The sequence below is a fragment of the Bellilinea sp. genome (assembly GCF_053501535.1).
The window spans coordinates 1-8208 of the sequence record NZ_JBRCOK010000081.1; the positions used below are offsets into that span (position 1 = coordinate 1).

Consider the following 8208-nt stretch of genomic DNA (forward strand, 5'->3'; position numbering starts at 1 on the left):
TCCCATGGTTGGGGGCGCAGGCGGGGATCGAGTTGTTGAAGGTCTTCGTCACTGAGCCCGGCTTCTCGAGGTAATTCTTCTGAAAATTCCCGCAAGGATTTGCGGGTTTTTTCGTTAAATTCTTCCAATCCCGCCTCACGAACCAGAATGGTGGGCATTTCGCGAATTTCGCGGGTGGTATCCATAAAAATTTTCCAGAACGGCGAACGAATGATGGCCCGCACGCCTTTACCGATGGTCAGGCCGGCTTTTTTCATCCCCTCCGGCCCCAGTAGAATCAAAGCCAGCAGGAAGATGAACAGTAATTCGCCAAATCCAACGTTAAATAATTCCATTTCCGGTTTATCTTATCCCAAGAGATTCCTGCAGGTTATTATAACGTCTTCTGGGGATGCTGGTAAGTCAGGCGGATACAGGTGCCTTCACCGGGCTTACTTTCGACTTTCAGGCTGGCATGGATGGATTGTGCTCTTTCGCGCATGATTTCCAGCCCAAAATGGGCTGGCGGGACATTGTCCCGGTCAAAGCCCTTGCCATCGTCGCAAATGGTCAATGTCAGGCTGCCCTCCTCAATTTCAAGCGTCACTTTCACCCGTTGAGCATGTGCATGGCGGGCAATGTTGTTCAGAGCTTCCTGAGCAATGCGGTAGAAAGCAATTTGCACATCAGCGGGCTGCTTTGCAACCGATTGAATGCCGCAGTTAATTTGCAGCCGGGTGCGGCTGGTGAACGCATCACACAATTGCTGAATCAATTCCGAAAGGTCAGCCTCCAAAAGAGAACCCGGGCGCAGTTCCACCAGCAGAGAGCGCATTTCAGCCAGCGCCCCACGGCTGAGCAGGCGCAGTTCATCCAGCCTGCGCAGGCCTTCCTGCGGGTTGCGCTGCCACAGGCGGGGCAGCACATCGGCGATCAAGGTACTGGCAAACAGGGTTTGGGTGACTGCATCGTGCAGGTCGCGGGCGATTCGGCTGCGTTCGCTGATTTTTGCCAGTTCTTCTGCCTGCTGGCGTAAATTGGCGTTGCCAATTGCCAGCGCAGCCTGATCGGCAAGCGTCAGAGCGGTTTTATAATCCTCGTCCGGTAAAGCGCCTGCCTGAACGAAGGTCAAAATCAGGCCGCCATCCACATGGTCACCGCTGGAAAGGGGGATTGCCAGTAAAGCCCCCTGATCGCCTGGGAAGATTTCCTTTTCAGGATGCTTTTGACGGTACTGATGAATATCTTCAATCCAGGTGATTTGCCCCTTGAGGGTTTCTTCCACCAGCGGCGCATAGGCCTGCAGGTTTGGAGGCAGTTCCCCCGCCATTTCCTGCGGTGGTTGACCGGGAGGATGGTAAAAGATGAGCGCATGGCGGGCGTGTACCAGTTGGAGCGCCTGATGGATGATGTAATCGAGGCTTTCTTGCAGCGATTGGTTGGTATTCAGAATAGCAATAATCTCGCGGAGACCCTCGGCAACCTGCCGGCGGCGTTCAATTTCATGGGTGCGTTCCAGTACCAGCTGTTCGAGGGCGCGCTTCTGGCTTTCGACTCGGTGCAGCCGCAGGCGGTAGCCCGCATAAACCAGTCCCAGCACCCCTGCACCGCTGAGCAGGATAAACCAGCCGCGGGTGTAAAAGGGCGGGGTTACCCGCAAGTGAATGGCAATGCCCTCTTCGTTCCACACCCCGTCGTTGTTGGCTGCTTTGACACGCAGAGTATAGTCACCGCCGCGCAGGTTGGTAAATGTGACAAAATTACGATTCCCTAAATAATTCCAGTCGCTGTCAAATCCTTCCAGTTTGTAGGCAAATTGATTTTTGTGCGGTGCGGTAAAGTCAAGCGCGGCAAATTCGAAACCAATGAAGGTGTCCCGATAACTGAGGAGAATGCTGTCGCCATCCGGCAGGTTTTTCCGCTCAATTTGATTGTAAAGGGAGAATGAGCGGATGATGACCGGCGGCGGGATGGGGTTATCCTGTACCTGTGAGGGGAAGAAGCTGATCAGCCCGTTGACGCTGCCCAAAAAGAATTCACCCTGTGGAGAAACATAGGCAGCCCCGGCGTTGAATTCATTGCTGGTCAAACCATCGCTGACATCGAAGTTGCGGAAGCGCCCGCTGGCAGGCTCGAAGCGCGAAAGACCACGGTTGGTACTCAGCCAGAGATTGCCATCCGAATCGGGCAGGATGGCATAGACGGTATCGTTTGCCAGTCCATCTTTCTCGGTGAATACCGTGAAAATACCCGTGCGGCGGTCAAGCCGGTTCAAACCGCCGCTCCATGTGCCAAACCACACCGTGTCTTGATCCTGGACGTAAATGCTCAAAATAGTGTTGGAAGAGAGAGAATTGCTCTGGCTGCCTTCTGCACGGTAATGTTGAAGAAATTGCTCGCGGCGAGGGTCAAATACAAAGACGCCTTCGTAGGTTGCGATCCAGAAATTTCCGTCTTCGTCCTCGCGGATTGCCCGCACCAGTTGGGCCGAATTGTTCTCGGAAGGGAGGTTGTAATGTGCGAAGGAGCGGCTTTCGGGTTGAAAGCGGTGGAAGCCGTAGCCGCGCGTGCCCACCCACAATTGCTGCTGTGAATCCTCAAAAAAGGTGGTAATTGCGTATTGAGCGGAGAGATTGGGGTTTTGCGGGTCAATTTGGAAGTGGAGAAAAGTGCTGGTAAGCGGGTCGAACTGATCAACGCCGGCGTTGGCGGTGCCAATCCATAATGTCCCCTTGTGATCAGTGAACAGGGCGCGAATATCGTTGCTGGCAATGCTCTGCGGTTGGGTGGTGAGGTGGTAGTAGTAGCGCATTCGTCCACTTTCGCGTTCCAACCGATTGAGGCCGCCGGATAGGGTGCCAATCCACAAAGTGCCGTCCGGCGTTTGGCTGATGGCAAAAACAGTCGAATCGCTCAGGCTGGAAAGATCGCCGGGACGCTGGATGTAACGCTGGAACTTATTGGCGTAAGCAGCATAGCGGTTGACGCCTCCCCCAAAAGTGCCCACCCACATCACACCGCCACGGTCCTGGAAAAGCGCGGTGACCACGTTGTTGTTCAAGCTGGCTGGGTCGTTGCGGTCTTTGCGCAGGTGGCTGAATTGGGAACTGCCGGGTGTCAACAGGCTGATTCCCTCGCGGGTGGCTACCCACAAGATGTCGCTGGAATCTTGAAGAATATCGAATACCTGATTGGAAACCAGAGTTGCTGCATCTTCGGGGTCGTTCTGATAGCGTTCAAATCTGCCGGATGCAGAAATCAGGCGGTTGAGCCCACCCCGCTCTGTGCCGACCCACAAATACCCCTCGTGATCTACAAAAAGCGAACGGCAGCGGTTGTCGCTGAGGGAAAATGGATTAAAGCGGTTGTAACGGTAATGGGTGAAATATCCGCTGGTTGGGTCATAGTGGCTTAATCCTCCATCGGTTGCCAGCCAAAGACCGCCCGTTCCATCCGGAACAAGGTCGTAAATATCCCGGCTGAAGAGGCTCTTGGGGTCGTTTTCAACCGGTATGAAGTGGAGGATTTCGCCGTTGGCGGGGTTGAGGCGGTTCAACCCGCCGGCCTGAGTTGCCACCCAAAGGTGATCGTTCTCATCTTGCAGCACGGCTTCGATGGTGCTGCCCCAAAGGCCATCCTGACCGATTTCAACCAGCGGGTAGTGATCGAATGCATTTTCGTTGATGCGGTAGCGATCCAGTCCTCTGGAGGTGCCAATCCACAGGTCGCCGGCGCGGTCAACGTACAGGCTGGTAATCACATTGGATTGCAGGCTGTTGGGGTTTTGGGGGTCGTGTTTGAAGATTTCAAAACCAAAGCCATCATAGCGGTTCAAGCCTTCCTCGGTACCAAACCAGAGGAAACCCTGCGCATCCTGAACAATTGCTCTCACCGAACTTTGCGAAAGCCCATCTTCGACGGTCAGGTGGTCAAAACGTACCTGACCGGTGTAGGCTGTTGCGGATTGGGTGGACATTCCAAACGGAATGATGCACGCCAGCAACAGGAAAATGCAACGAAAGAATTTGCTAAACTTCAACCTGTCATGCCTTTATAAAGGTGAATTGCCAAAGAGATTATACCGGTTTGCGTGCTGATTTACGCCCGTCATTGGCACAGGTTTACAAACAGGAGGATGCTTTAAGAAGGCTTGAACGATGTCCGAAACCTTATACACGCACCGCCGAACACTTTTTTCCCCGCTTTTTATGGATACAATAGAAATGTGATTGGTTTGATCGCCAATTGCTCCTCCTGGGTGAAGCGGTGAAATGGGAAGCCGCGGGTTGGGTTTGGATAGCTGAGCCGTCCTTTCAAGGACGGCTCAGCGCATCAATGGCGGTGTGGTTTAATATCAGGCAAGAATGATACGCCCATCCAACGCAAGCGCGCCGCGGCGGTAGACCCGCAGGGGGTTGATTTCCATTTCCGCAATTTGGGGGAAGTCCAATGCCAGCTGGCTGAGACGCAGGATGACATCCACTACGGCTTGCAAATCACCGGGTTCTTCTCCGCGAAAACCGCTGAGCAGTTTACCGGCATGGGTCTGATGAATCATGTCCAGCGCTTCCCGGCGGGTGAGTGGGGCAACCCGGAAAGATACATCGCCGAACAATTCCACGTAAATACCGCCCAATCCAAACATGATGAGCGGGCCGAAGTTGGGGTCGCGGCGCATGCCGATAATGACTTCCGCACCTTTGTCTGCCATGCGTTCTACCATTGCCCCTTCCAGGCGTGCCTGTGGCAAGCGTTCCGCAATGCTGTTCATCATCTGCCGATAGGCATCAGCCACCGCCTGGGCGTCATTCAGGTGCAGGTGGATGCCGCCGACATCCGACTTGTGCAGGATATCGGGGGAAATAATTTTCAAGGCGACCGGAAAGCCCAAGCGCACCGCAGCGTCGGCAGCTTGCTCGGGGCTGTGAACCGCTTCACCGGCGACCAGCGGGATGCCATACGCCCCAAATACCGGGCGAGTCTGCGCCTCACCCAGGCCGGGCTGCCCGGCGGCTTGCGCCAGTATTCGTTCTGCGGTGGAGCGGTCAATTCCCTCCAATTCGACAGCTTCAAAGGCTGGCTGTGATTGCCGGCGGGTGTATTGCAGCATGGCGCCCAACACCCGCCCGGGAATTTCCGGGAAGACGTACATGGGAATGCCGCTGGTATGCAGCCGCTGGCGGGCTTTTTCAATGCTCCATTCGCCCATGAAGCAGGTCAGCACCGGTTTTTGGCGGGACGCGCTGACTTGAATAATCTTTTCGGCCACTTCCACGGGGTTGACCAGCGCTTGCGGTACGAGAATGACCACTGCCGCATCCACATTGGGGTCGGCAAGCGCCAGCTGGAGGGCAAATTCATACTCCGGCGGTTCGGCCCCACCCAGCATATCAATCGGGTTGGCTACCTGAGCAGCCGGGTTGAGCCGCCCGCGCAGGACGGTGCGGGTTTCTTCCTGCAAATCGGCGATCTGCAAGCCGTGTTCTGCCAGACTGTCGGAGAGGAGGGCTGCCGGTCCGCCGGCATTGGTGATGATTGCCACGCGGTTGCCTTTGGGCAGCGGCTGATGGGCAAGTGCCATGCTGATATCGAACAAATCGCTGACCGTTTCAGCCTCAATCACCCCCGACTGTTGAAATACTGCCCGGTAGGCGGCGTGTGAACCGGCCAGCGAACCGGTGTGCGAGGATACCGCCCGCGCCCCGGCGCTGGTGCGTCCGGCTTTGAGCAGGACAATCGGTTTGTGCGGAGTCACGCGACGGGCAACCTGCATGAAACGCTGGCCGTCGCGGATCATCTCCACGTACACGGCGATCACCCGCGTGTGTTCATCCTGGCTGAGATATTCGATGAGATCGGTTTCGGTGAGGTCGGCTTCGTTGCCGAGGCTGGCAAAATTGGAAAACCCGATCCATTTATTGCGGATGTAATCAACCACCCCGCCGCCCACCGCCCCGGATTGCGAGATGAAACCAATGCTGCCCTTTTCGGGTACGCCCTGGATGAAAGTGGTATTCAATCCCGAGTACAGGTCCAGCGTTCCAACGCAGTTCGGGCCGATCAGGCGCATCTGGTAACGGGCGGCAATTTCCAAAATCTGTTTTTCCAGGGCTGCTCCCTCTTCGCCTACTTCTTTGAAGCCGCCGGAAATGATGATCACCGAGCGTATACCGCGCTGACCGCAGGCTTCCAGCGTGGCAGGGATGGTCGGGGCAGGCAGAACAATTACCGCCAGTTCAAGCGGATCGGGAACCGAGGCGATATCGGGGTAGCACTTCAAACCGAGAATTTCATCGGCTTTGGGGTTGACCGGGGCAACCTGTCCCGCATAGCCGTACAGGGTCATGTTTCGCAATATACCGTAACTCAGTTTATTGGGCGCGGCCGATGCGCCAATGATGGCTACCCCTTGCGGGGCGAAGAAAGGTCTTAACCCGTGCGGCATGGTCTCCTCCTGAGATCATTTTGAGATGGCTACTCTATTGTAGCCAATTCAGGGACAGATGGTTAGTGATGAAAATAATCAGCCTGTACTCAGCGTTCTTTGAAAAGCAGGGTTGTATCATGAATCTGAATCGAGTCACCATCGTTGAGCGCGCGCGAGGAAAGCACCGGCTGTTGATTGAGCAGCACGGGTATATCACTGAACATGATTTCCAGATAATATCCTTTGCGGGCTTTTCGAATCCATAATTCAATGTATTCCGAGCCGGAAAGAGGAATTTTGACCGGAAAGGCGGGATCGTTGCCGATGCGGACGATGCCATCGCCGGGCAGGGGTTTTTCGATGCGGCTGTTCCCGCTGACGGGGATGAGCAGGCGAGGGCGCTGAATGCTGCCGCGCCGTGACATGCGTAAGGGTTTTGCAGCCGGGCGGCGGGTTAGACCTTTGACCAGCCAGTTGCTTTGAGCAGAGAATAACTGCCCTGTTTCCCCCTGCGCAGTGCGTCTTGCTCCGTTGGTCAGACGGCTGGCAAGACGGCGGGGATTTAAATTGATGGAAAGCGGTTTCCAGAAGAAGAGCAGCAGGGCAGCGGCGATCAGCCCTGCCGAAAGCGTGAAGATTGCGGATTGAGAGCGCCGAATCCATGCGGCGGCTTTCAGCCATAGCGAAAACCCCCAGACCTGATCCTGCCGGTACACCGGTTCAATTTCGTGCAGCACCTGATTGAGGAGATAGGTGGTATTGGCCAGTTGAATTTCCAGCGACTGTCCGGTGCGGCTTAGTTCCCGCCACTCGCCGGGCAGAGGATTGGGGTGATTTTCATCCTCTGTCGGCGTTGAGGAAAATACGGCAGTGCCGCTGATCCATATTTCGCCGCTCAGCGCGTTGATCTGGCGCAGCAGGGCAAGGTTGCTGCGGCGGATTTCATACAACTGGCTCAGCAACGCCGGCGTCTGACGGTAAATCTGTTCGATGGCTTGCAGGTTGAGCAGCACGTCGTCTTTTTGTAAAAAGCCAAACCCAACTGCCAGATGCTGCGCGCTGGAAGGGGTTTCCAGGGTTTTTTGCAAAGCGAGTATGGCGCGGGCTGTGGCAATCAACGATTGGGAGGGGCTGTCCTGCTCTGCATTGGGGGCAGGGCTGGTTTGGGTTGGGAGGGTGAGGGCGGCGTTTTCCTGGTTGTGCCGGCTGAGGATGGCGGCAGCGGATTGTACGGCAGCCGGCGGCAGGATGGAGGCTTTAAAATCGTCCAACCTTTTCAACCGGTTTTCAAAATCCGGCTGAGAGGCAATCAGCGCACGCACCTGATCGGTGACCGGCTGATAAGGATTGAGGGAAAGCCCCAGTTCGGCGAAAGGGATGCTCAACCAAAGCAGGAAAGCAGCGGCAAATAAGAGAAGTCCGCTGCGCTGCAAGCGGGTTTTCCCCTGCCAGCTGTGCTGCGCAAGGCGCACCGTTTGAGCAAACAAGCGGCCAATCGGGTGAGGCGCTGATGGTTTATTCCTGCTTTGAGTCATGGTATTCGGGCAGTCGCTGCAGTCCTCGTTTCCCCATAATCTGCGCTGGATTGCGGGTCTTTTTAAAGTATAGACCACTTTTACGGAGAGAGGGCATAAAAAGGACGGCGGAATAGGAAGGGGATGCAATAATTAATTGACAGTCAGCCTTGGGCGTGATAGAATTTAGCCGTTCTGACCGCCCCCATCGTCTAGCGGCCTAGGACGGAGCCCTCTCAAGGCTCAAACAGGGATTCGAATTCCCTTGGGGGCACAGGGATTAGACGA

The 8208-nt window shown here is 55.5% G+C and carries 3 protein-coding genes, 1 tRNA gene and 1 pseudogene; 1 reads left to right on the top strand and 4 read right to left on the bottom strand.

Annotated elements, in window-relative coordinates; all coding sequences use genetic code 11:
* From ACWIZX_RS08355 to ACWIZX_RS08370, 4 genes and pseudogenes are all read right to left on the bottom strand, one after another.
* Positions 1 to 335 (bottom strand): annotated as a pseudogene (locus tag ACWIZX_RS08355) (hypothetical protein); the annotation flags it as partial.
* A 38-nt stretch (positions 336 to 373) separates the two neighbouring features.
* Positions 374 to 4018 (bottom strand): two-component regulator propeller domain-containing protein, encoded by a 3645-nt coding sequence (locus ACWIZX_RS08360; protein ID WP_448335446.1) that lies wholly within the window; start codon positions 4016 to 4018, stop codon positions 374 to 376.
* A 315-nt stretch (positions 4019 to 4333) separates the two neighbouring features.
* The gene (locus ACWIZX_RS08365; protein WP_448335447.1) at positions 4334 to 6424 is read right to left on the bottom strand and encodes an acetate--CoA ligase family protein; all 2091 of its coding nucleotides are present in this window, start codon (positions 6422 to 6424) and stop codon (positions 4334 to 4336) included.
* 89 nt (positions 6425 to 6513) lie between these two features.
* Positions 6514 to 7941, bottom strand: a complete 1428-nt coding sequence (locus ACWIZX_RS08370) for a hypothetical protein (protein ID WP_448335448.1) — start codon at positions 7939 to 7941, stop codon at positions 6514 to 6516.
* Positions 7942 to 8121: 180 nt separating this feature from the next.
* Between ACWIZX_RS08370 and ACWIZX_RS08375 the strand changes: the two genes are divergently transcribed.
* Positions 8122 to 8194: transfer RNA gene (locus tag ACWIZX_RS08375), tRNA-Glu, on the top strand.
* The last annotated feature ends 14 nt before the right edge of the window (positions 8195 to 8208 follow it).

Coding starts and splice junctions, on each gene's coding strand:
- ACWIZX_RS08365 (WP_448335447.1), bottom strand. CDS start 6,424: ATGCCGCACGGGTTAAGACCTTTCTTCGCCCCGCAAGGGGTAGCCATC.
- ACWIZX_RS08370 (WP_448335448.1), bottom strand. CDS start 7,941: ATGACTCAAAGCAGGAATAAACCATCAGCGCCTCACCCGATTGGCCGC.